We start from the raw sequence: 24512 nt of genomic DNA on the forward strand, positions 1-24512 counted from the left end.
TCCTACAGCACGCGGTAGATCCTTCCGGCTGTCACAGCCTGTCGACAGTGCTAAGGTTCTGCCCTGGCTTTTGTACTTTTCCAAGGAAGCTTTTATGCCGGACGCCTCGTCCCTCAATGCTGCATTCATGGTAGTTCAGAGCAATAGTCTGGACGAACTGCGCAGCCTGGTGGTCAGCATTATGCGGCGCTATCCATTGGCGCCCTTGGAGAACGAAATCGCTCTGGTGCAGAGCAACGGTATCGCCCAATGGCTAAAGCTGGCCTTGGCGGAAGACCCTGAAGGGGACGACCTCGGTGGTTGCGGGATAGCCGCTGCGATCGATGTGCAGCTCCCCGGCAGTTTCATGTGGCAGCTCTACCGTATGGTGCTGGGACGAGAAGAAATTCCGGCCAAGTCTCTGCTCGACAAGGCCCCATTGACCTGGCGACTGATGCGTCTGTTGCCGCAAGTTATTGAGCGCCCCCATTTCGAGCCGCTACAACGCTTCCTCACCCATGACACCGATTTGCGTAAACGCTACCAGTTGTCCGAACGCCTGGCAGACCTATTTGACCAGTATCAAGTGTATCGAGCCGACTGGCTTGAGGATTGGGCCGTAGGTCGGCACCAGCTACGCAATGTCAGAGGTGAGGTAAAGCCACTGCCCCCGGTCAGTTGCTGGCAGGCTGAATTGTGGCGTGCCCTGCTGGTGGATGTCGGTGAGCAGGGTATGGCTCAGAGCCGGGCCGGCGTTCACCAGCGGTTTATCGAGCGCATAAACTCTCTTGAGCATGCACCTGCAGGGCTACCCTCGAGAGTGATTGTGTTTGGCATCTCATCATTGCCGGCCCAGGTGCTTGAAGCATTGGCCGGGCTTGCACGTTTCAGCCAGGTGCTGTTGTGTGTGCACAACCCTTGTCGACATCACTGGGCCGATATCGTCGCCGACAAAGATCTGCTGCGCCATCAATACAAGCGTCAGAGTCGCAAGACCGGCATGCCGGCCGCGCTCGATCCTGAAGCGCTGCACCAACACGCTCATCCGCTGCTCGCCGCCTGGGGTAAACAAGGTCGCGACTATATTAATCTGCTCGACAGTTATGATGACCCCAACAGCTATCGTGCGGCATTCCGTGACGGACGCATCGACCTGTTCAGCGAAGCGCAGCCGCAAAACCTGCTCAATCAACTTCAGGACGATATCCTCGAGTTGCGGCCACTCAATGAAACGCGTGAGCACTGGCCCGCCGTCGACCTGACGCAGGATGAGTCGATCCGTTTTCACATAGCCCACAGTGCACAGCGCGAAGTGGAGATTCTCCACGACCAGTTACTCGCACGCTTCAGTGCCAATCCGGATCTGCGTCCACGGGATGTAATCGTGATGGTGCCCGACATCGACAGCTATGCGCCGCATATCCGGGCGGTGTTTGGCCAACTGGATCGGCATGATTCACGCTTCATTCCATTTACCCTGGCCGACCAGGGCCAGCGCGGCCGCGACCCATTGCTGATTGCGGTCGAACATCTGCTCAAGTTGCCGGACAGTCGTTTTCCGGTCAGTGAGATCCTCGACCTGCTCGATGTTCCCGCATTACGTGCCCGTTTTGGCGTGCAGGAGCGCGACTTGCCGACGCTGCATCGCTGGATCGAAGGGGCGGGAGTGCGCTGGGGAATGAACGCCGAGCAGCGTGCCGGTCTGGGCTTGCCGGATGAGCTGGAGCAAAACAGCTGGCATTTCGGCTTGCGGCGAATGTTGCTCGGGTACGCGGTCGGCAGCTCCAATGCCTGCGCAGGTATAGAACCCTACGATGAAATCGGTGGTCTGGATGCCGCGTTGATCGGGCCTTTGGTTGCGCTGCTGGATGCCTTGGAACTGGCCCATCATGAGCTCACTCAGGCTGCTCAACCCAAGGTGTGGGGACAGCGACTGCAAGTGCTGATGCAGCTGTTCTTCAAGGCCAGCAACGAGCACGACGATTATCTGCTCACGCAACTTGAGGAGTTGCGCGAGACCTGGCTGCAGACCTGTGAATCTGTGGGACTGGTAGAAGAATTGCCGTTGACGGTGGTTCGAGAAGCCTGGCTCGCAGGACTGGATCAGGGGCGCCTGTCCCAGCGTTTTCTTGCCGGCGCAGTAAACTTTTGCACGCTGATGCCCATGCGCGCGATCCCGTTCAAGCTTGTCTGTTTGCTGGGGATGAACGATGGCGATTACCCTCGGGCGCAACCGCCGCTGGACTTCGACCTCATGGGCAGCGACTACCGGCCTGGGGACCGCTCCCGGCGCGAGGATGATCGTTATCTGTTGCTTGAAGCGCTGCTGTCTGCGCGCTGTCAGCTGTACATCAGTTGGGTCGGACGCAGCATCCGTGACAACAGTGAGCGGCCAGCTTCGGTATTGATCGGCCAGTTGCGTGACCACCTCGCCAGTGGCTGGCGGCTCATCGACGAGCATCAGGATCTGTTGAGTGCCATGACCGAGGAGCATCCGCTGCAACCGTTCAGCTCGCGCTATTTCCATGAAGGCGATCAGCTATTCAGCTATGCCCGCGAGTGGCAGGTTTTGCACCAGAGCCATGAGCCGCTGCATGCGGCCGAGCTACTCGCGCCTCATGTTCAGGAAGAGCCACTGAGTCTGCCCCTTCTACAGGATTTCTTGCGTAACCCGGTCCGGCACTTTTTCACTCAGCGCCTCAAAGTGTATTTCGAGGCCGCCGAGGCGCCCCTGGCTGACGAAGAACCTTTTGTGCTGGACGCACTGCAGCGCTACATGCTGAGCGACAGTCTGCTCGAAGCCGCACTCCGGCAGCCGGACAATATTGATCGGGCGCTCGAAGATCAGGCGCGGCGTTTGCAGAACAGTGGATTGCTGCCCATGGCCGGTTTCGGGGAATGCCTCCAGAGGGAGTTGATCGAGCCGTTGCCGGATTTGCTGCAGCGTTACCAACAACTACTGGCGTTGTGGCCGACGCCATTGACCAGTGCGATTCCGATCAATCTTGAGTTACAGGGCGTGCGTGTTGATGGTTGGCTCGCCGGTTTGCATCAACGCGCTGATGGTGGAGTGTTATCAGTCACGACCATCCCCAACAGCATCGGCTCGATCAAAAGTCGAAAATGGCATCGCTTGACCAAGCCCTGGGTCAATCACCTGGTAGCCTGCGCCAGCGGACTCTTGCTGACCACCGCGTTAGTGGCGAGTGACGATACCCTTCTGCTTGAGCCTATGGACCAGGATAGAGCGGTTCGTTTCCTTCGTGATTTGCTGCTCGCCTGGCAGGCCGGCATGCGCCAGCCATTGCCGATTGCGGTAAAAACGGCCTTCGCCTGGCTTACTCAGACTGACCCGCTCAAGGCCGAGGCTGCTGCCCGTAAAGCCTACGAAGGTGACGGCCAGAACAGCGAAGGTGAACGCCGCGAGAGCCCTGCGCTCTCCCGACAATTCGCTGACTTTGATGCGTTGATGGCGGACGAAACTTTTTCCGGTTGGTGCGACGCGTTGTATCGCCCCTTGTATGAAGCGCCGTGGCGTTCCTTGAACAGCGATGGAGCACGCACATGAGCACCAGGACACCGCTGGCCCTGGCATTCCCGCTGCACGGCAGTCAACTCATCGAAGCCAGTGCCGGCACCGGCAAGACCTTCACCATTTCTGCTCTCTATCTGCGTCTCATCCTTGGGCACGGCGGCGAGTCGAACGGCTTCGGGCGAGAACTATTGCCACCGCAGATTCTTGTGGTGACATTCACCGATGCCGCCACCAAAGAGTTGCGTGAACGAATCCGTACGCGACTGGCTGAGGCGGCGCGCTTTTTTCGCGAAGAAACCCCGGCACCGGACGGACTGATCGCCGAACTGCGTGAACAGTTTGATCCGTCACAATGGCCCGGCTGCGCCAATCGCCTGGACATCGCCGCACAATGGATGGATGAAGCGGCCGTCTCGACCATTCACAGTTGGTGCCAGCGCATGCTGCGCGAACATGCGTTCGACAGCGGCAGCCTGTTTACCCAGTCCCTGGAAACCGATCACAGCGATCTGCTTGGCGAAGTGCTGCGCGATTACTGGCGACTGTTCTGTTACCCGATGCAGGGCGACGCGCTGAATTGGGTTCGTGGAAACTGGGGCGGGCCGGCAGCGCTGTTGCCGCGAGTGCGAGGTCTGTTTGGCAGTGAGCGCGACAGCGACGAAGGCAAGGCACCTGCGCAGTTGATCGAAGAGTGTCTGCAAGAACGGCGTGCCGCGTTGCTTGAACTGAAGATGCCTTGGCGACAGTGGGCAGATGAACTGCTGGTGATCTGTCACGAGGGCGTGGCGAGCAAAGCCGTCGACGGGCGCAAGATGCAGGCGCGCTACTTTGAACCCTGGTTCGAAAAGCTCAAGGCCTGGGCGGAAGACGAGGCCATGGAGCAACTGGATCTCGGCACCGGCTTCACCCGATTGACCCCGGACGGGATGGCCGAAGCCTGGAAGGGCCAGGCACCGAGTCATCCTGCTCTGGACGCGATGCCGGGGCTCAAGGCGAGCCTCGACGCATTGCCGACCCCCGATGCTGCTGTATTGCAGCATGCGGCGAGATGGGTGGGTGCACGCTTTGAGGAAGAGAAGCGTCGTCGCGCAGAAATGGGCTTCGACGATATGCTGTTGCGCCTCGATGCTGCGCTGCAATCCGACAGCGGCGAGCGCTTGGCGGCGGTAATCCGCGAACAGTTTCCGGTTGCCCTGATCGATGAGTTTCAGGACACCGACCCGGTGCAATATCGGATCTTCGAGAGCATCTACCGCATTGAAGACAACAGTCCGGACACCGGTCTGTTCCTGATCGGCGACCCCAAACAGGCGATTTACGCGTTCCGTGGCGCCGATATCTACACCTACCTGCGTGCGCGTCTGGCCACCACCGGCCGCCTGCATACGCTGGGTACCAACTTCCGTTCCAGCCATGGCATGGTGAGTGCGGTCAACCATGTATTCGAACGCGCCGAATCCCGTGATCTGGGACGCGGCGCGTTTTTGTTTCGGGAAAAAACCGGGGAAAACCCGGTTCCCTTTCAGCCGGTTGAGTCTCAGGGACGCAAAGAGCGATTGCAGATCGCCGGGCTAGATGTCGCGGCGCTGAATGTCTGGCAGTTGTCCACCGATCAGCCCCTGTCCGGCGCGGTCTATCGCCAGCAGTTGGCGGCGGCCTGTGCCAGTGAAATCACGGCGTTGCTCAATGGTGGGCAAACCGGTGCCGCGGGATTCGTTCAGGAGGGTAAGGTCTTCCGGGGCTTGCGGCCTTCCGATATTGCGATTCTGGTGCGCGACGGCAAAGAGGCTCAGGCGGTACGCGCAGAGCTTGCTGCCCGTGGGGTGCGCAGCGTTTATCTGTCTGACAAGGACTCGGTCTTCGCCGCCCAGGAGGCGCACGATCTGCTGTCCTGGCTCAAGGCCTGCGCCGAGCCGGATGTCGAGCGTTCACTGAAGGCCGCGCTGGCCTGCATCACCCTCAATCTGCCTCTGGCTGAGCTGGAGCGACTGAATCAGGACGAGTTGGTCTGGGAAGCCCGGGTCATGCAGTTCCGTGGTTATCGCGAGCTGTGGCGCAAGCAAGGCGTGTTGCCGATGTTGCGGCGTCTGCTGCACGACTTTCACTTGCCGCAGACCCTGATTGCACGCAGTGATGGCGAGCGGGTGCTGACCAATCTCTTGCACCTGTCGGAGCTGATGCAGCAGGCCGCAGCGGAGCTCGATGGCGAGCAAGCGCTGATTCGTCATCTGGCCGAACTTCTGGCGTTGTCAGGTCAGGCCGGTGAAGAGCAGATATTACGTTTGGAGAGCGACGAGCAACTGGTCAAGGTAGTGACCATCCACAAATCGAAAGGGCTTGAGTATCCATTGGTTTTCCTGCCCTTCATCTGCTCGGCAAAACCGGTGGATGGCAGTCGCTTGCCGTTGCATTACCACGATGCCTCGGGCAAGGCTCAGGTGACGCTGAAACCGACTGCCGAGTTGATCGCCCTGGCAGACGATGAGCGTCTGGCCGAAGATCTGCGACTGCTCTACGTCGCCCTGACTCGCGCACAACATGCATGCTGGCTGGGTGTAACGGACCTCAAACGCGGTAATAACAACAGTTCGGTGCTTCATCTTTCGGCGCTTGGCTATCTGCTGGGTGGCGGTGCAAGGCTGGATGAATCAACCGGCTTGAGCCGTTGGTTGCTGGATCTGCAGCAAGACTGTCCGGCAATAAACCTGGGTGAAATGCCGCAGGCCAGGCAGGAAACTTATCGTCCCGAGCGCAATGAAGCGGTCCTCAGTACCACATTGGTACCGAAGCGCAAGGCCAGCGAGAACTGGTGGATTGCCTCCTACAGTGCCTTGCGCATCAGTGATGTGTTGAGTGTCGGCAGTGATGAGGCGCCAGACAGTCCGCAAGCGCAAAAACTGTTTGATGATGAGCGTCTCGATCCAGATGCGCCGCGAGATATCGTGGCCGGCGGCGCCGATATCCATCGGTTCCCCCGTGGACCCAACCCGGGCACCTTTCTTCACGGTTTGCTGGAGTGGGCTGGCGATGAAGGTTTTGCCGTTCCCTACGAGTCGATCAAGGATGCGATTGGCCGACGCTGCAACCTGCGCGGCTGGGAAGGCTGGATCACCACTCTGAGTGACTGGCTGCATCACCTGCTCAAGTCCCCGTTGCCGACTGGTAGCGGACAGCCTCCGGTCGTGCTTGAGCAACTGAAACAGTACCGCGTCGAGATGGAGTTCTGGTTCGCCAGCCACAAGGTCGATGTTCTCAAGCTCGATGAGTGGGTGCGCCAGTACACCCACAACGGTGTGGCCCGGGTGGCCGCCGAGCCGGTACAACTCAACGGCATGTTCAAGGGCTTCATCGACCTGACTTTCGAACACGAGGGGCGCTATTACGTCGCTGACTACAAATCCAACTGGCTGGGCGTCGACGATGCGGCCTATACCGAGCAAGCCATGGAACGGTCGATCCTCGACAACCGTTACGACCTGCAATACGTGCTGTACCTGTTGGCATTGCATCGGCAATTGAAGGCGCGGCTGCCCGACTACGATTACGACCGACATGTCGGCGGTGCGTTGTATGTGTTCCTGCGGGGAACCCGGGCTGACAGTCGCGGCGTGTATTTCGCGCGCCCGCCGCGTGAACTGATCGAGCGGCTGGATCGTCTGTTCCAGGGCAAGCCGGAACCCAAGGCCGAGCCCGCATGGGAACAGGGAGTCCTGCTATGAATCGTACATTCGCCGATCTGTCATCGGGTATCGACCACGCGTCGAGCCTGGCGCCGCTGACGAGTGCTGCAGATCTACTGCTGTTGCTGGATCGCTGGGTCGAGCGAGGCTGGCTGCGGTCGCTGGACAAGGCCTTCGTGGCCTTTCTGCACGAGCTCGCGCCCGAGTCTGATCCGCTGGTGTTGCTCGCCGCCGCGCTGACCAGCCATCAGTTGGGGCACGGGCATGTGTGTCTGGATCTGTTCGAAACCCTCAAGGCCCCGGATTTCGCGCTGTCGCTGCCACCCGAAGGCGATGTGCAGAGTGGCGTATTGCTGCTGCCTTCACAGTTGCTCGAAACACTGGACGGCCGCCATTGGTGCAAGGCGTTGGCGAGCAGTTCTCTGGTTGCGCTGGCGGCGGACACCAGCGAGGCCGCGCAGCAGCGACCTTTGGTGTTGTCCGGCAAGCGTCTGTATCTGCGGCGCTACTGGGCCTATGAGCGCCGTATTGACCGGGCGTTGCGCACACGCCTGGCTCAAGGTGAAACGCCGCCCGATGACCTGCCCCAGCGACTTGATGAGTTGTTCGGCCCCGTCAGGCCGGATGCGGTGGTCGACTGGCAGAAACTCGCCTGCGCCCTTGCGACCCGTAGAGCCTTCAGCATCATCACGGGTGGCCCGGGTACCGGCAAGACCACCACGGTGGTGCGCCTGTTGGCGTTGCTCCAGGCACCTGCCGTGGAGGCCGGTCAGCCGCTGCGGATTCGCCTGGCAGCACCCACCGGTAAAGCCGCTGCGCGCTTGACCGAGTCCATCAGCCAGCAGGTGCAGTCGCTGAAGGTCGCCGAAGCCGTTCGCGAGAAAATCCCCTGCGACGTGACCACCGTGCACCGTCTGCTCGGCAGTCGTCCCGGTACCCGACACTTTCGTCATCATGCCGGCAACCGCTTGCCGCTGGATGTGCTGGTGGTCGACGAAGCGTCGATGATCGACCTGGAAATGATGGCCAATCTGCTCGATGCCTTGCCGGCGCATGCGCGTCTGGTGTTGCTTGGCGACAAGGATCAGCTCGCCTCCGTGGAGGCGGGTGCGGTGCTCGGCGATCTGTGCCGCGATGCCGAGGCTGGCTGGTACAACTCGCAGACCCGGCAATGGCTGGAGTCGGTCAGTGGTGAGTCATTGCAGAACAGCGGTTTGCACGAAGACAACGACGGTTCGCATCCCCTGGCGCAGCAACTGGTGATGCTGCGCCACTCCCGGCGTTTCGGTGAAGGCAGCGGCATCGGTCAACTGGCGCGGCGGGTCAATCAGCAGTTGCCGGATGAGGCGCGCCAGTTGCTGGCGGCCGGACACTACGACGATGTGTTTTCCCTGCCGCTCAGGGGCGAACATGATCACAAGCTGGAGCGGCTGTTGCTCGAAGGCCATGGCGACGGGCCACAGGGCTACCGCCACTATCTGAGCGTGCTGCGCAATCAACGCCCTCCGGCGGGCAGACCGCTGGAGCATCCAGACTGGATCAACTGGGCACGGGACGTACTGCAGGCATTCGACGCGTTCCAGTTGTTGTGCGCCGTGCGCAAGGGCCCTTGGGGTGTCGAAGGGCTGAATCTGCGGATTACCGAAGCCTTGCTCAAAGCGCGCCTGATCGAACATGACCAGCAATGGTACGAAGGCCGTCCGGTGTTGATGACCCGCAACGACTATGGCCTGGGCCTGATGAACGGCGACATCGGCATTGCGCTCAAGCTGCCCGAGCGTGAAGGGCCGGACGCCGGTAAACCGGTATTGCGCGTGGCCTTTCCGCGTAACGACGGCCAGGGCGGCGTGCGCTTCGTGCTGCCGAGTCGGCTTAACGACGTTGAAACGGTGTATGCCATGACCGTGCACAAATCCCAGGGTTCGGAGTTCGCGCACACCGCACTGATCCTGCCGGATGCCCTGAATCCGGTGCTGACCAAGGAACTGATCTACACCGGGATCACTCGCGCGAAAAACTGGTTCACCCTGATCGAACCTCGCGCAGGCGTGTTCGAAGAGGCCGTGCAACGCAAGGTCAAACGCCTGAGCGGATTGATGCTGGAACTGGAGGAGGGTGGCGAGGCTCGGGGATGAAAGATCTGGCGATTGGCGGCGGTTACTGACCAGCCGGTCAGAAGGCGCTGTCTCGCTGGTGTTACTCCGCTGTGCTATCGTTGCGGCATCATTTCGGTACGATCCAAGAGAATCCCTGCATGAAGGTGGCAGTCTGGGCGACAGAGCGCGTGGTTCGCTGCAAGCACGCATTGCTTGTCAGTCTGCTCTGTTTGCTGGCGGGCGTTGCTGTTGCGCAGCCACAGACTCCCGCAAGCGGGGCCGAACAACGCGCCCAGTCAGTGACGCAAGTCGTGCTTGGCATCCTCAGCTACGCTCGTTGGCCGGTCGAGCCAGCGCAGTTGCGCCTGTGTATCGTCGGGCCTACCGAGTACACCGACGATCTGGTCAAAGGCACCACACAAGCCACTGGCCGGCCGGTCACCGTGCGTCGACTGCTGGCCGACAACCCGGCCATCGTCAGCGAATGCGATGCGGTGTATATCGGCAAACTCACCGCAGATGAACGCAGTCGGCTGTTCACGTCATTGATCGGCCATCCGGTGCTGAGCATCAGCGAAGGTGGCGATCAGTGCACGGTTGGCAGCCTGTTCTGCCTGCGCGTCGGCGATGAGCAGGTGTCCTTCGAGGTCAATCTCGACTCCGTAGCCCGCAGCGGCGTACGCATCCACCCGAGCGTACTGCAGCTGTCGCGCCGCAAACCGGCGGCGCCATGAAATTGTTCCGTTCCAGAACCCGTCCGACACTGGGCTCGGTCATCGGCCGTGGACATTTGATTGTCGCGCTGGTGGCCGTGACCATGGCCAGTGTGTCGCTGACCCTGTTGGGCGTTCTCGCGCTGCGGGTCTACGCCGATCACAACCTGCACCTGATTGCGCGCTCGATCAGCTACACCGTGGAGGCGGCGGTAGTGTTCAACGACAAGGCTGCCGCTACCGAAGCGCTGGCGTTGATCGCGTCCACCGAGGAAGTGGCGGATGCTCAGGTTTTCGATGCGCAAGGCCAGTTGCTGGCACGCTGGCAGCGGCCCGAGAACGGCTTGTTCTCCGAACTGGAAATGCAGGCCGCCCGCACTATTCTGGAAAAGCCCATCAGCCTGCCGATCGTGCATCAGGATCGTGAAATCGGGCGCATTCTGCTGGTTGGTCACGGCGGCAGCCTCATGCGCTTTTTGCTCAGCGGTCTGGCGGGAATCATCCTCTGTACCGCGATCAGTGCCTGGGTCGCGCTGTATCTGGCGCGCCGACAGCTGCGCAGCATTACCGGTCCTCTTCGCAGCCTCGCGGCGGTGGCCCACGCCGCCCGCAGCGAGCGTGCGCTGGATCGACGGGTACCGCCGGCGCAGATCGCCGAACTGGATAACCTCGGCAACGACTTCAATGCCCTGCTCGATGAACTCGAATCCTGGCAAACCCACCTGCAAAGCGAGAACGAAACCCTCGCCCACCAGGCCAGCCACGACAGCCTCACCGGCCTGCCGAACCGGGCGTTTTTCGAAGGCCGGTTGATTCGCGCCTTGCGCAATGCCGGCAAGCACAACGAGCGGGCGGCGGTGCTGTTTCTCGACAGCGACCGCTTCAAAGGCATCAACGATAACTTCGGTCACGCCGCTGGCGATGCCGTGCTGGTGGCGGTGGCCAATCGGGTGCGCGCGCAACTGCGTGAAGAGGATCTGGTGGCGCGGCTGGGGGGCGATGAATTCGCCGTGCTGCTCGCGCCATTGCACAAGATCGAAGACGCCGAACGCATTGCCGACAAGATTCTCGCCAGCATGGACATGCCCATCGCGCTGCCGGGTGATACCAGTGTGGTGACGTCGCTCAGTATCGGCATTGCCGTTTTCCCCGATCATGGTGCCACGCCAGGTGCCTTGCTCAATGCTGCCGACGCGGCGATGTATCAGGCCAAGCGCCTGTCGCGTGGCGCTCAATCCACTGCCGGGACGGAGAGCCCGGTCGTCAATCTTCAAACCAGGAGCTGATTCCGTGTTCACATTTCCCGCTCGACTGTTTTCCGCCTTGCTGATGATCGCCGTACTGGCGCTGACCGGGTGCCAGACCGCACCGCAAAAAGGCCTGACCCCGGCGCAGATCGCCGTACTCAAACAACAGGGCTTCGAGCCGACCGACGAGGGTTGGGCATTCGGCCTGTCGGGCAAAGTGCTGTTTGGCAGCGATATCGAAAGCCTGAACGCGCAGAGCACCGAGATCGTCGAACGCATCGGCAAGGCGCTGGTGGGTGTCGGCATTGAGCGAGTGCGCGTCGACGGTCATACCGACGCCTCGGGCAAAGAGGCCTACAACCAGCAACTGTCACTGCGCCGTGCCAAGAGTGTGGCCAAAGTGCTGACCACCGTCGGCATGAAGGAAGAGAACATCCAGCTGCGCGGACTGGGCAGCAGCGAGCCGGTGGCGTCGAACAACACTGCCGCCGGACGCACCGAGAATCGCCGGGTGTCGATTGTGGTCAGCGCCGATTAATCGGCAAACCGCATCTCCCGCGTCTGCCCCATCAGCAGACCCTGATTACGCTCGGTCACCTCACGGATGTAATCCCACAACAGGGTGATCCGTTTCAACTTGCGCAGATCCTCCCGGCAGTACATCCAGAACTGCCGGGTGATGTCGATTTCCTCGGGCAGCACCGGCAGCAGGCGCGGATCCTGCGCGGCGAGGAAGCACGGCAGAATCGCCAGTGAACGCCCCTGCTGCGCCGCGACGAACTGCGCGATGACGCTGGTGCTGCGCAGGTTTGCGCTGGCGCCGGGCAGGACGTTCGCCAGGTACAGCAGCTCCGAGCTGAACGCCAGGTCATCCACATAACTGATGAATTGATGCTTGCCCAAATCGGCCGGGCGGCGGATCGGTGGGTGTTGGTCGAGGTAGTCCTGGGTTGCGTACAGCTGCAAGCGGTAGTCGCAGAGTTTGCAGCACACGTACGGGCCGTGCTCCGGGCGTTCCAAAGCGATGACGATATCGGCCTCGCGCTTGGACAGGCTGATGAAGTGCGGCAGCGGCAGGATGTCCACCGAAATCGCCGGGTAGGCGTCGACGAAGTGGCTCAGCTGCGGAGTGATGAAAAAACTGCCGAAACCTTCGGTGCAGCCCATGCGTACGTGCCCTGACAGCGCCACACCAGAGCCCGAGACTTGCTCGCAAGCCATGTGCAACGTGCTTTCAATCGACTCGGCATAGCCCAGCAAACGCTGGCCTTCAGTGGTCAGGACAAAACCGCTGGTGCGCGATTTTTCGAACAGCAACGTACCCAACGCCGCTTCCAGCGAACTGATGCGCCGCGACACGGTGGTGTAGTCCACCGCCAGGCGTTTGGCCGCGGTACTGGCCTTGCGGGTGCGGGCGACTTCGAGAAAAAACTTCAGGTCGTCCCAGTTCAGCGACCCCAGGGAGGTGATGTTTTTTTGCATGATGGACGGGCTTATATGTGCGTTCTTATTAGAAGTTTGCACATCTATACTCCAAAAACAGTCCGACAACCAATTCGTGACCCACGCCTCATCTCAAGGCGAACCCTTTCGCCTTGGCTCCTACGATAAAAACAAGTTTCGGAGACCAGCATGAACGCATCGCTTACGCCCAACGAAACCACGGTCCAGAAGGTCAAGCTGCTGATCGATGGCGAGTGGGTCGAATCGCAGACCACCGAGTGGCACGACATCGTCAACCCGGCGACCCAGCAAGTGCTGGCCAAGGTTCCGTTCGCTACCGCCGCTGAAGTCGATGCCGCCATCAGTGCCGCGCACCGCGCATTCCAGACCTGGAAACTGACCCCGATCGGCGCGCGCATGCGCATCATGCTCAAGCTGCAGGCACTGATCCGCGAGCACTCCAAACGCATCGCCGTGGTGCTGAGCGCCGAGCAGGGCAAGACCATTGCCGACGCCGAGGGCGACATTTTCCGTGGCCTGGAAGTGGTCGAGCACGCGTGCTCCATCGGTACGCTGCAAATGGGCGAATTCGCCGAAAACGTGGCGGGTGGCGTCGATACCTACACCCTGCGTCAGCCGATCGGCGTGTGCGCCGGCATCACCCCGTTCAACTTCCCGGCGATGATTCCGCTGTGGATGTTCCCGATGGCGATCGCTTGCGGCAACACCTTCGTCTTGAAGCCTTCCGAGCAGGATCCACTGTCGACCATGCTCCTGGTGGAGCTGGCGATCGAGGCTGGCGTTCCGGCGGGCGTGCTCAACGTGGTGCACGGTGGCAAGGACGTGGTTGATGGCCTGTGCACCCACAAGGACATCAAAGCGGTGTCGTTCGTCGGTTCGACGGCGGTCGGTACCCACGTTTACGACTTGGCCGGCAAGCACGGCAAACGCGTGCAGTCGATGATGGGCGCGAAGAACCACGCCGTGGTGCTGCCGGACGCCAATCGCGAGCAAGCGCTGAATGCCCTGGTCGGCGCCGGTTTCGGTGCGGCAGGGCAACGCTGCATGGCCACCTCGGTGGTGGTGCTGGTCGGTGCGGCGAAGCAGTGGCTGCCGGATCTGAAAGCGCTGGCGCAGAAACTCAAGGTCAACGCCGGCAGTGAGCCAGGCACCGATGTCGGCCCGGTGATCTCGAAGAAAGCCAAGGCGCGGATTCTTGATCTGATCGAAAGCGGCATCAAGGAAGGCGCCAAGCTTGAACTCGATGGTCGCGACATCAAGGTGCCGGGTTATGAGCAGGGCAACTTCGTCGGCCCGACCCTGTTCTCGGGCGTGACCACCGATATGCAGATCTACACCCAGGAAATCTTCGGCCCGGTGCTGGTGGTGCTGGAAGTCGACACCCTTGATCAGGCCATCGCGCTGGTCAACGCCAACCCGTTCGGCAACGGCACGGGCCTGTTCACCCAGAGCGGTGCGGCAGCGCGCAAATTCCAGACGGAAATCGACGTCGGCCAGGTCGGCATCAACATTCCGATTCCAGTGCCGGTGCCGTTCTTCAGCTTCACCGGTTCGCGTGGTTCGAAACTCGGCGACCTCGGCCCGTACGGCAAGCAAGTGGTGCAGTTCTACACCCAGACCAAAACGGTCACGGCGCGCTGGTTCGATGACGACAGCGTCAACGACGGCGTGAACACCACCATCAACCTGCGCTGAGGAACTGCCATGAAAATCGCATTTATCGGTCTGGGCAACATGGGCGCGCCGATGGCGCGCAACCTGATCAAGGCTGGCCACTCGCTGAACCTGGTGGACCTGAACAAGACTGTACTGGCGGAACTGGAGCAACTGGGCGGCACTATCCGCGCCTCGGCCCGTGAAGCAGCTGAAGACGCTGAACTGGTGATCACCATGCTCCCGGCGGCGGTGCATGTGCGCAGCGTCTGGCTCGGTGAGGATGGTGTGCTGGCCGGTATCGGCAAAGGCGTGCCGGCGGTGGATTGCAGCACCATCGATCCGCAGACTGCTCGTGATGTGGCCGCCGCTGCCGCCAAACAAGGCGTGGCGATGGCCGATGCACCGGTCTCCGGCGGCACCGGTGGCGCGACCGCTGGCACGCTGACCTTCATGGTCGGCGCCACCCCGGAACTGTTCGCCACCCTGCAACCGGTGCTGGCGCAGATGGGCCGCAACATCGTGCATTGCGGCGAAGTCGGCACCGGACAGATCGCCAAGATCTGCAACAACCTGCTGCTGGCGATCTCGATGGTCGGCGTCAGTGAAGCCATGGCGTTGGGCGATGCGCTGGGGATCGACACTTCGGTGCTGGCCGGGATCATCAACAGTTCGACCGGGCGTTGCTGGAGTTCGGAAATGTACAACCCGTGGCCGGGCATCGTCGAAACGGCGCCAGCCTCGCGCGGGTATACCGGTGGGTTTGGTGCCGAACTGATGCTCAAGGATCTGGGATTGGCGACCGAAGCGGCGCGTCAGGCGCATCAACCGGTGATGCTGGGGGCGGTGGCGCAGCAGTTGTATCAGGCGATGAGCCAGCGCGGGGAGGGCGGCAAGGACTTTTCGGCGATTATCAACAGTTATCGCAAGCCGCAGTAAATTCGGATCACCGATGCTCTGGTGGCAAGAGTGCTTTTGTGGCGAGGGAGCTTGCTCCCGCTGGTCTGCGCAGCAGACCCAAACCCGGTCAATGCGGTTCTTCAGAAAAACCGCATTGACTGAGTTTACGACTGCTGCGCAGCCGAGCGGGAGCAAGCTCCCTCGCCACAGGTTTTTTTGTGAGGCAAAAAAGATCGCAGCCTTCGGCAGCTCCTACATGGGCAAGATGTACACCCTGTAGGAGCTGCCGAAGGCTGCGATCTTTTGCATGTCAGGCGAAGACGAAATATTTGCGCACGGTCTCGACCACTTCCCAGGTGCCTTTCATCCCCGGTTCAACCACGAAAATATCGCCGGCGCGCAGGTGGATCGGTGCCATGCCGTCCGGGGTGATGATGCAGTAGCCTTCCTGGAAGTGGCAGTACTCCCACTTCACATAGTCGACCCGCCACTTGCCCGGGGTGCAGATCCAGGTGCCCATGATCTTGCTGCCGTCTTCGCTGGTGTAGGCGTTGAGGTTGACGGTGTGCGGGTCACCTTCGAGCTTTTCCCATTTGCAGGCATCGAGTACCGGCAGCGGGTGGGTGTCGCGCAGAACGGTGATGGGGGCGGTCGCGGTCATGAGAACTCCGGGCAGTGGGCGGATGGCAAAGAAACCAAGTCGCACCCTATAGCGCCCGGAGAGGGCTCAGTTGTCTGTGCTCGACATCAAGCTGCTCAGAAACGCGCTTTGCCCTTGGGAGGAGTCAAGGCCTGCAGCAAGGCTTTGGCGTAACCGGGCAGGGCGCTGAAATCCCGGGCGCAGAGCATCAGGGTGCGGCGCGCCCATGGCTCATTGAGGGCGATGCTGGTGAATGTGCGCGGCGTCGCGCGTTCGAGGGCAGCCAGCGGCACGATGGCGAGGCCGGCACCTCGGGCGACCATGCGCATCACCCCGTCAAAACCGTCGGCGCGGATCCGCACCTGCATGCGCGAGCCACTGTGCAGCGCCTGTTCTTCGAGGTAGATCGCCAGCGCGCTGTCGGTGCTCAGACCGACGAAATCATGGTGCAGGGCGTCGCTGAAGCTGACTTCGGCGGCGTTGGCCAGTGCATGTTCCCGCGGCACGATCAGCACTAACGGATCATCGCGAAAGGGCTGGGCCTGTAAATCGGAGGTGTCCACCGCATCGGAGACGATGCCGATATCGGCTGCGCCCTGGCGCAAGGCGTGGGTGATGCGGGCGCTGGGCAGTTCCTGCAGATCGATGTCGAGGTTGGGATGCTCGCGCAAAAAGTCCGCGAGCACTTCCGGCAGGTATTCGGTGATCGCCGTGGTGTTGCACAACAGTCGCACCTGACCTTTGACGCCCTGGGCGTAGTCGGCCAGATCCTGCTGCATGCGTTCGGCCTGTTGCAGGAGGATGCGCGCGTGGTGGGCCAGTGCCTTGCCAGCAGGTGTCGGGCTCACCCCACGACGACCGCGTTGCAGGAACTCGATGCCCAGCGAGGCTTCCATGGCGCGGATGCGCGCACTGGCGGCGGCCAGCGAGAGATGGCTGCGGGCGGCGCCAGCGGTGATGTTGCCGGTGTCGAGGATGTGTAGATAAAGGCGCAGGTCGGTGAGGTCGAAGTGCATCGGGGCAGCCTCTGGTTTTTGTGGTGTCTGGGTGGGCCTCTTCGCGAGCAAGCCCGCTCCCACAGTGGATCAGTGGTGAATCCAAAACTGTGGGAGCGGGCTTGCTCGCGAAGGGGCCATCAGCCGCAACGCAATTAACAGCCTCTTGCATTGGCAGAGGCAGCCTCAGTATATGGCAGATTTTCAGCGCATCCGTGAAAGCGCACAGTAGCGCCATGAACACACTCGCAGATTTCTACCAGAACCTCGGCCTTGCCCTGTCATTGCTGGTCATCGCCACCTTCATCATGGCCGGCCTGGTCAAGGGCGTGATCGGCCTAGGTCTACCCACCGTCGCCATGGGTCTGCTCGGTCTGGCTATGGCCCCGTCGCAGGCTGCGGCGTTACTGATCATTCCGGCGACGTTGACCAATGTCTGGCAACTGGCCTTCGGCGGGCATCTGAGAGGGCTGATCAAACGCCTGTGGCCGATGCTGCTGATGATCTTTCTCGGCACCGCAGCCGGCACGTTGTCGATCGGCATGGCAGGCGGGCATTGGGTGGTGCGCGGCTTGGGCGCGGCACTGCTGCTGTATGCGTTGAGTGGGTTGCTGCTACCGACGCTACAGGTCAATCCTCGGCATGAGCCGTGGCTCGGCCCGCTGTGCGGGATGATCACTGGCGTCATCACCTCGGCCACCGGTGTGTTCGTGATACCGGCGGTGCCGTACCTGCAGGCGCTGGGTTTGAGTCGCGATGAACTGGTGCAGGCGTTGGGCCTGTCGTTCACGGTTTCGACCCTGGTGCTGGCCGGCGGCTTGTTCTGGCGCGGTGCGCTGGGCAGTGGCGAACTGACTGCCTCGCTGCTGGTGTTGATCCCGGCGATGCTGGGCATGTGGTTCGGGCAGTGGTTGCGTCAGCGCATCAGCGCCGTGCTGTTCAAGCGAATATTTTTCGTCGGACTGGGCGCGCTCGGCGCCCATCTGCTGATCAGCGGCTAGCCGACGAGGCGCTGAGCATCTCGATCCGACGGATATCGAAATCGCGCTCCAGGTACGTCATGCGGTTGTCGAAAAACTCGCGCATGTGCGGCAGGTTCGAGTGCACGTCCAGGTGCGCCTGGCTTTCCCAGATCTCGTAAAAGATGAACAGCGTCGGATCTTCCTTGTCGCGCAGCATGTGGTACTCGATGCAGCCGGGCTCGGCGCGGCTCGGTTCGACATAGGCGCGAAACAGCGCTTCGAAGGCCTCGGCTTTCTCCGGGCGGGTCTTGGCGTGCAGGATGAAACCGTGGCGTTCACTCATCGAAACAACTCCTCAAATGCAGATGGTCGGGAATGCTATTGCAACAATCGGCATTCGATTCGTGCTTTTTGATCAAATGTATTTTGCGCCAGCGCGGCTTATTCCGCGCGAGATGGGCCGTTAACCTGCCGCCATTCCTTTTCCCATCTTCCTCCAGCCCCAAGGCTGCACCGAGGCGTTCTCATGAAAAAAGTGTTGTTGCTCAATGGCAGCAAGAAATTCGCCCACTCCGACGGTCGTTACAACGCGACCCTGCACGAAACTGCACTGAGCGTGCTGGATCGCGGCGGTCTGGATGTCAAAACCACGTTCATCGACGAGGGTTACGACGTCGCTGAAGAAGTGGCCAAATTCCTCTGGGCCGACGTGATCATTTATCAGATGCCGGGCTGGTGGATGGGCGCGCCGTGGACGGTGAAAAAGTACCTCGACGAAGTCTTCACCGAAGGCCATGGCAGCCTCTATGCCAGCGATGGTCGGACCCGTTCCGACTCGTCGCAGAAGTACGGCAGCGGCGGTCTGATTCAGGGCAAGCAGTACATGCTGTCGCTGACCTGGAACGCACCGCAGCAGGCGTTTGATGACCCGACAGATTTCTTTGAAGCCAAGGGTGTCGACGCGGTTTATTTTCCGTTCCACAAGGCCAACGAGTTTTTGGGCATGACCGGGTTGCCGACGTTCCTCTGTGTGGACGTGATGAAGCGCCCGAACATCGAGAATGATGTGGCGCGGTATGAGCAGCATCTGAAAGAGGTGTTCGCTCTCAAGGCTTGAGTGAATCAAGCTACTATCGAATAGCTTGGCCAAGTCCTGTGGCGAGGGAGCAAGCTCCCTCGCCACGATGAATACGCATTCGATTAGAGAGTTTCCGTGAAAGCCAGATCCGATGAGTTGCAGATTTTCGTCTGCGTGATCGAATGCGGTTCGATTTCCGCCGCTGCCGAGCAGGTCGGCCAGACCCCTTCGGCGGTCAGCCGCACGTTGTCGCGGCTGGAAGCCAAGCTCGACACCACGCTGATCAACCGCACCACGCGGCGCATGGACCTGACCGAGGAGGGCAAGTACTTCTTCGAGCAGGCCAAGCTGATTCTCGATCAGATGGACGCCCTCGAAGAGCGTCTGTCCTCACGCCAGCAAACCCCGTCCGGACGCCTGCGAATCAACGCCGCGTCGCCGTTCATGCTGCACGCCATCGTGCCGTACATCGACGAGTTCCGAGGCCTGTACCCGGACATCCAGCTCGAACTCAACAGCAATGACCTGATCATTGACCTGCTGGAACAAAGCACCGACGTCGCCATCCGCATCGGCACCCTTGCCGATTCCACCTTGCATGCGCGCTCGCTGGGTTGCAGCCCGCTGCTGATCGTCGCCAGTCCGGCGTATCTGGAGAAGCACGGCGCGCCGCAGCAGGTCGCCGACTTGAGCGAACACACCCTGCTCGGTTTCACCCACAACGAAGGCCTCAACCAGTGGCCGCTGCGCTACGTGCACGGCGACCGCTGGCCAATCACCCCGGCAATCAGTGCCTCCAGCGGCGAAACCGTGCGCCATCTGGCGCTGGAAGGGCAGGGTATCGCCTGCCTGTCGCACTTCATGACCATTGACGACATTCGCGCCGGGCGCCTCAAGGTGCTGCTGGCGGAATTCAACAGCGGTTATCGCCAGCCGATCAACGCGGTGTACTACCGTAACTCGCAACTGGCGCTGCGCATTCAGTGCTTCCTCGACTTCATCCAGAGCAAACTTGCGGCCTACGCCAGCGCCGATTTCAAGGGTTGATTCGTGATCCCTGCGCAACAGTGATTTGGCTGGTCGCGGGTTTTTCCACCGGGGTTAGCGGTCGATACTCGCGGCATCACTTATTCACGCAGGGAGTTTCTCCATGAACGTATTCATCACCGGCGCTGCCGGATTCATCGGCGGTTCCATCGCCACCGGTCTGGTCCAGGCTGGCCACACCGTCACGGGCCTGGTGCGTAGCGCCGAACAGGCCGAAGAACTCAAGGCACTGGGCATCACCCCGGTGATCGGCACCCTCGAAGACGCCACGCTGCTGGCCGCACAGGCCCGCGCCGCCGATGCGGTGATCAACGCCGCCAGCAGTGACCATCGCGGCGCGGTCGAAGCGTTGCTCGATGCCCTGCGCGGTTCGAACAAAGTGTTCCTGCACACCAGCGGTTCGAGCATCGTCGGCGATGCCTCGGGCGGCAAGTCCAGCGACGTCATCTACTACGAAGACAACCTGCCGGAACCCACCGTCGACAAGGCTGCCCGCGTGGCCATCGACAACCTGATCCTCGCCGCTGCACAGGACGGCGTGAACTCGGCGGTGATCTGCAACACCCTGATCTACGGCCACAGCCTGGGCGTCAATCGCGACAGCGTGCAGTTGCCGCGTCTGCTCAAGCAAGCGCGCAAAAGCGGCGTGGTGCGCCATGTCGGCACTGGCCAGAACATCTGGTCCAACGTGCACATCGAAGACGTCGTCGCCCTGTACCTGCTGGCGCTGACCAAGAATGTGCCCGGCACCTTCTACTTCGTCGAAAGCGGCGAAGCGTCGTTCATCGACATGACCACCGCCATGGCCCAGGCGCTGAACCTCGGCGAGCCACAAGACTGGCCACTGCAAGACGCCGAAGCCGAGTGGGGCTACGAAATGGCCAACTACGGCCTCGGCTCCAACAGCCGTGTTCGCGGCAAACACGCCCGCGAACTGCTGGGCTGGGTGCCGAAGCGTACGTCGGTGGTTGAATGGATTCGTAACGAGATGGTGTGAGCCCCACGCTACACCGCGTGAAGCCATTCGCGAGCAAGCCCGCTCCCACAAGTGAAGCGCATTCTGGCTGAAGGAATGCGATCAACCTGTGGGAGCGGGCTTGCTCGCGAAAGCGCTGGATCAAACAACAGAAAAGTCGAATGGCACACCGTCATCGTTCTTTTTTTGTCCCGGTAACCCGCCGCAAACACAGCGGCTGCCAGTGGAATTTAATTTTTAGCGGGGACTTCGCCGGGTGTTCGGGAGATTACCGACTAGGCTGCTACCCCGGTGAAACGAGGGCGGCTGCGATGCACGTCGCCCTCCACGTGTTGCAGGCATGAGGCCCGTTCAGCACGGCACCGCCCATGGAGTTTTCCGGCAAAAGGAATTTGCGATGGCGACACCCATTGATGCCTTCTGGTGAAGGTGTATCCCCCCGGCGGACCTACATCAATCCGCTATCTCCCGACGAGTAATGGTCGGCCATGACGGCCGGCATCTGTCATTGACTCTGGTTGTTGCATTGCACGCTACGCGCGTGGGCGAAGCCGTCACCTCAATTGGCGAAAACAAGGAATAGTTATGATCATTTTGGGTATTACGAACAATGATTTGGCGGGTGCTTGCCTGGTACGCGATGGTCAGATTCTTTCAGCGGTCAGTGAAGAGCGTTTCACCCGCATCAAGGACCATAAAATCTGGCCGGCCAAGTCCATCGAGTTTGTGTTGAGCCAGGCCGGCGTGTCACTGGAAGACGTCGATCATGTCGCCTATGGATGGAACGCCGGTTTCAGTGCCGACAAACATCTGGAGTTGTACTTCGATCGCATTGTCGAGGAGGTCAGGAACAACCCTCAGGGCCTTGCGCAGTTCCGTCAGCGTGTGACCGATGAAATCAACAACGACAAGGAAAAACGCGGCGAATTCGACCAGTTCATTGTCGACAACGGTCTGCAAGGCAAGGCGTATTACATCGATCACCACGAGTGCCATGCGCTCGGTGCCTATGTCTGCTCGCCGTTCGAGGACGCGTTGACCCTGACGTGCGACGGACGCGGCGACTTTCAGTCGCTGACCGTCACCTGGTACAGCCCGACAGAAACCACGGTGCTGCAACGCGAAACCAGCATCGACAGCCTCGGTTATTTCTACGGCCGGATCACCCACCTGCTCGGTTACAAACCCAACCGCCACGAAGGCAAGGTCACCGGTCTGGCCGCGTTCGGCGATCCGCAGAAACTGCTGGGCGTGATGCAGCAGATGATCCGTTTCGAAGACGGCCGTATCAAGGCGCGCTGCGGCGATATGTTCCTGCCGTCCTACAACACCTTCAGCGCGCCGCTGGAAACCCTGTTTGCACGGGAAACCCCCGAGGACATCGCCGCCGCTGTGCAGCGCCACAGCGAAGATCTGCTGGTGGCGACCGTCACCCATCTTCTGGCGCAACGCGGTAGCGCCAACCTGTGCCTGGCCGGCGGCGTGTTCGGCAACGTCAAACTCAACCAGCGCCTGCGCGAGATCCCGGGCGTGAAAGACGTCTACGTGCTGCCGTGCATGGGCGATGGCGGCCTGGCACTGGCTGCGGCAGTCGGTGTCGCGTACCTGGAAAACGGCACCCGCTTCAAGAATCCGTCGATGATGCTTGGCCCGGAATCGCGCAGCGTTTCGCAGAACATCAACCTGATCAATCGCGACTACCCTGAGCTCGGTTATCACACACCGTCGAACATCATCGACGTGCTGACCGAGGCCCTGACGGAAAATCAGGTGCTGGGCATGTTCAAGGGCAAGATGGAGTTCGGCCCGCGTTCGCTGTGCAATCGCAGCATCGTCTATCACGCCCAGGATGCCGAGGTGAACGACTGGCTCAACAAACGCATGCATCGCACCGAGTTCATGCCCTTCGGCCCGGTCACCGCCATTGAGCAGGCGCCGGCCTGCTACGTCGGTTGGGACGAGGAGCAAGTGGCCGCCGACACCATGACCATGACCTACGACTGCCATCCGCAATTCAGCGAGGCGAGTCCGGCCGTGGTGCACATCGATGGCACCGCGCGCCCGCAGATCATTCGCCCGCAGAGCGACCCGTTCATGCATCGCCTGCTGACGGCCTGGCACCAGAAAACCGGTCAGGCAGCCTTGATCAACACTTCGTTCAATCGTCACGAAGAACCGATCGTGTGCTCTTCCCAGGACGCACTGGATGCGTTGAAAGAAGGCATGGTCGATCTGGTGGTCATGAGTGAATCGCTGATCGTCTGGCGCAAGGGCAAAAACAGCTTCACTCAGCAACGCTTCGAATAATGGATGCTATTCAGGGCTCCTCGGGGAGCCCTGTTTCTGGAGTGTCAGGCGTATGGTTGACGAATGTATTTAATCTTTTTCGGGTTCTTTGCGGCGGAAGGGATCATCTATCCGTTCTGGCCGACCTGGCTGGATTCCCTGGGCTTCAGTGCCAGTGAAATCGGCTTGCTGATCGCTGCGGCGTATTGGCCGCAGGTGGTGACCGGGGTGCTGATCACGTACGTGGCCGACTGGCGCGTGGATCAGTTGCGGCTCGCCGCTGTTCTGAGCGTCACCGCCGCGATGTGTACGTTGCTGTTCTACTTCATCCCGGCGCACTTATGGATGTTCGTGTGCCTGAGTGTGCTGTTTGGCGGGCTGTGGATGGTGGTACTGCCGCTGTCCGAGTCTTACCTGCTCAAGCGCGACAAACTGGCCCTGCAGAATTACGGCTGGGTGCGGGCGGTAGGCTCTTCGGCGTTTATCCTGACCTCGACCCTCGGCGGCTTTCTGTTTGCGCAGTACAGCCAGTCGTGGGTGCCGCTGGTGATCGCGGCGAGCATGTTGCTCACCGCCGTGGCCTGTCTGCGCCTGAAGCGCCAGGTGTCGCGGGCGCATCTGGCGCCGCCCGGCCCGGCGCGCAAACGGCCGGACTGGAAAGCGCTGTTGGCACACAAGAGCCTGCTGATCGCGATTGCTGCCGCCAGCTTCATTCAGTTGAGCCACACCCTGTACTTTTCCACGGCTTCGATCGGTTGGGGGGTGAAGGGCTTCTCTTCCTCGGCGATCGGCATGTTCTGGGCGGTGGCGGTGATTGCGGAAATCACCTGGTTCGCGCTCTCCAACAAGGTCCTGGCGTTTTGCGCGCCGTTGTCCCTGGTGATGTTTTCCAGTGTCTGTGCGGCGCTGCGCTGGGCATTGTTTTCCAACAGCGACGCGGTGTCGCTGATCCTGCTGGGGCAGTGCCTGCACGCGCTGAGCTTTGCCGCCTACCACGCGGCGATCATGCGCTTTATTCGCGACCAGGCACCGCAGGATATTCAGGTCTTTACTCAAGGGGTTTATTACTCCCTGGCGGTGGCCTTGCCCATGGGCCTGGCCACACCTTTCGCCGGCTACCTGTACCAGACCCGGCCGCAGTGGTCCTACTACGTGATGGCGCTGTTCGCGTTGGTCGGAACGGTGCTGGCGTTCATTGCTCATCAGAAAATGCGAAGTTCAACTCATGGCTCAACAAACGTTTACAGCCGTCTGCTTTGAT

Annotated in this window: 18 protein-coding genes; 14 read left to right on the forward strand and 4 right to left on the reverse strand. The window is 60.9% G+C overall.

From position 1 onward, the window contains the following. Positions 1-94: 94 nt before the first annotated feature. The 6 genes from recC to yfiB all read left to right on the forward strand — a co-directional run bounded on the left by recC (position 95) and on the right by yfiB (position 11788). Positions 95-3547, forward strand: coding sequence for an exodeoxyribonuclease V subunit gamma (gene recC / locus AC27VU_RS04315; protein WP_488723524.1), 3453 nt, complete (start codon positions 95-97; stop codon positions 3545-3547). Next, positions 3544-7233 carry an exodeoxyribonuclease V subunit beta gene (gene recB, locus AC27VU_RS04320; protein ID WP_488723525.1) on the forward strand — a complete coding sequence of 1230 codons (3690 nt, stop codon included), beginning with the start codon at positions 3544-3546 and terminating at the stop codon, positions 7231-7233. The genes recC and recB overlap by 4 nt, the downstream gene beginning before the upstream one ends. After that, complete coding sequence (recD, locus tag AC27VU_RS04325) at positions 7230-9329, forward strand: exodeoxyribonuclease V subunit alpha (protein ID WP_488723526.1); 2100 nt, start codon at positions 7230-7232, stop codon at positions 9327-9329. The genes recB and recD overlap by 4 nt, the downstream gene beginning before the upstream one ends. Positions 9330-9448: 119 nt before the next feature. Next, complete coding sequence (gene yfiR / locus AC27VU_RS04330; protein WP_488723527.1) at positions 9449-10024, forward strand: regulatory sequestration protein YfiR; 576 nt, start codon at positions 9449-9451, stop codon at positions 10022-10024. After that, positions 10021-11289, forward strand: coding sequence for a diguanylate cyclase DgcN/YfiN (gene dgcN / locus AC27VU_RS04335; RefSeq protein ID WP_201135862.1), 1269 nt, complete (start codon positions 10021-10023; stop codon positions 11287-11289). The genes yfiR and dgcN overlap by 4 nt, the downstream gene beginning before the upstream one ends. Before the next feature lie 4 nt (positions 11290-11293). Continuing rightward, positions 11294-11788 (forward strand): outer membrane lipoprotein YfiB, encoded by a 495-nt coding sequence (yfiB, locus tag AC27VU_RS04340; protein WP_003221406.1) that lies wholly within the window; start codon positions 11294-11296, stop codon positions 11786-11788. Here the strand turns inward: yfiB and AC27VU_RS04345 are convergent. Beyond that, on the reverse strand, positions 11785-12732 hold the full coding sequence (locus tag AC27VU_RS04345) for a LysR family transcriptional regulator (protein ID WP_007962101.1): 948 nt from the start codon (positions 12730-12732) through the stop codon (positions 11785-11787). The genes yfiB and AC27VU_RS04345 overlap by 4 nt on opposite strands. A gap of 150 nt (positions 12733-12882) precedes the next feature. Between AC27VU_RS04345 and AC27VU_RS04350 the strand changes: the two genes are divergently transcribed. Both AC27VU_RS04350 and mmsB read left to right on the forward strand, forming a co-directional pair. Further along, positions 12883-14409, forward strand: coding sequence for a CoA-acylating methylmalonate-semialdehyde dehydrogenase (locus AC27VU_RS04350; RefSeq protein WP_083367084.1), 1527 nt, complete (start codon positions 12883-12885; stop codon positions 14407-14409). Between the two features lie 9 nt (positions 14410-14418). After that, on the forward strand, positions 14419-15306 hold the full coding sequence (gene mmsB / locus AC27VU_RS04355; protein ID WP_338800738.1) for a 3-hydroxyisobutyrate dehydrogenase: 888 nt from the start codon (positions 14419-14421) through the stop codon (positions 15304-15306). 271 nt (positions 15307-15577) lie between these two features. Here the strand turns inward: mmsB and AC27VU_RS04360 are convergent, their stop codons facing one another. Next, entirely contained in the window at positions 15578-15928 is a 351-nt protein-coding gene (locus AC27VU_RS04360; protein WP_003221437.1) for a cupin domain-containing protein, read from the reverse strand. 95 nt (positions 15929-16023) lie between these two features. Continuing rightward, a complete protein-coding gene (locus tag AC27VU_RS04365; RefSeq protein WP_262141672.1) occupies positions 16024-16923 on the reverse strand; it encodes a LysR substrate-binding domain-containing protein in 900 nt (299 codons plus the stop codon). 215 nt (positions 16924-17138) lie between these two features. Here AC27VU_RS04365 and AC27VU_RS04370 point away from each other — a divergent pair, with 215 nt between their 5' ends. Then, a complete protein-coding gene (locus AC27VU_RS04370) occupies positions 17139-17903 on the forward strand; it encodes a sulfite exporter TauE/SafE family protein (protein ID WP_488723528.1) in 765 nt (254 codons plus the stop codon). Here AC27VU_RS04370 and AC27VU_RS04375 read toward each other — a convergent pair. Then, entirely contained in the window at positions 17893-18207 is a 315-nt protein-coding gene (locus tag AC27VU_RS04375; protein WP_003221439.1) for a putative quinol monooxygenase, read from the reverse strand. The genes AC27VU_RS04370 and AC27VU_RS04375 overlap by 11 nt on opposite strands. A gap of 183 nt (positions 18208-18390) precedes the next feature. On the opposite strand from AC27VU_RS04375, the gene mdaB reads away from it, so the two are divergent. The 5 genes from mdaB to AC27VU_RS04400 all read left to right on the forward strand — a co-directional run bounded on the left by mdaB (position 18391) and on the right by AC27VU_RS04400 (position 24511). Next, positions 18391-18981, forward strand: coding sequence for an NADPH:quinone oxidoreductase MdaB (gene mdaB, locus AC27VU_RS04380; protein ID WP_488723529.1), 591 nt, complete (start codon positions 18391-18393; stop codon positions 18979-18981). A 96-nt stretch (positions 18982-19077) separates the two neighbouring features. Beyond that, complete coding sequence (locus AC27VU_RS04385) at positions 19078-19989, forward strand: LysR family transcriptional regulator (protein ID WP_027614142.1); 912 nt, start codon at positions 19078-19080, stop codon at positions 19987-19989. Between the two features lie 103 nt (positions 19990-20092). Further along, complete coding sequence (locus AC27VU_RS04390; RefSeq protein ID WP_201135858.1) at positions 20093-20986, forward strand: NAD-dependent epimerase/dehydratase family protein; 894 nt, start codon at positions 20093-20095, stop codon at positions 20984-20986. 564 nt (positions 20987-21550) lie between these two features. Continuing rightward, positions 21551-23272 carry a carbamoyltransferase family protein gene (locus AC27VU_RS04395; RefSeq protein ID WP_488723530.1) on the forward strand — a complete coding sequence of 574 codons (1722 nt, stop codon included), beginning with the start codon at positions 21551-21553 and terminating at the stop codon, positions 23270-23272. Between the two features lie 63 nt (positions 23273-23335). Beyond that, positions 23336-24511: an MFS transporter gene (locus AC27VU_RS04400; protein WP_488723531.1), complete on the forward strand. Its 1176-nt coding sequence runs from the start codon at positions 23336-23338 to the stop codon at positions 24509-24511. Position 24512 lies beyond the last annotated feature (1 nt).

The organism is Pseudomonas sp. 14P5.3.2 (assembly GCF_057799175.1).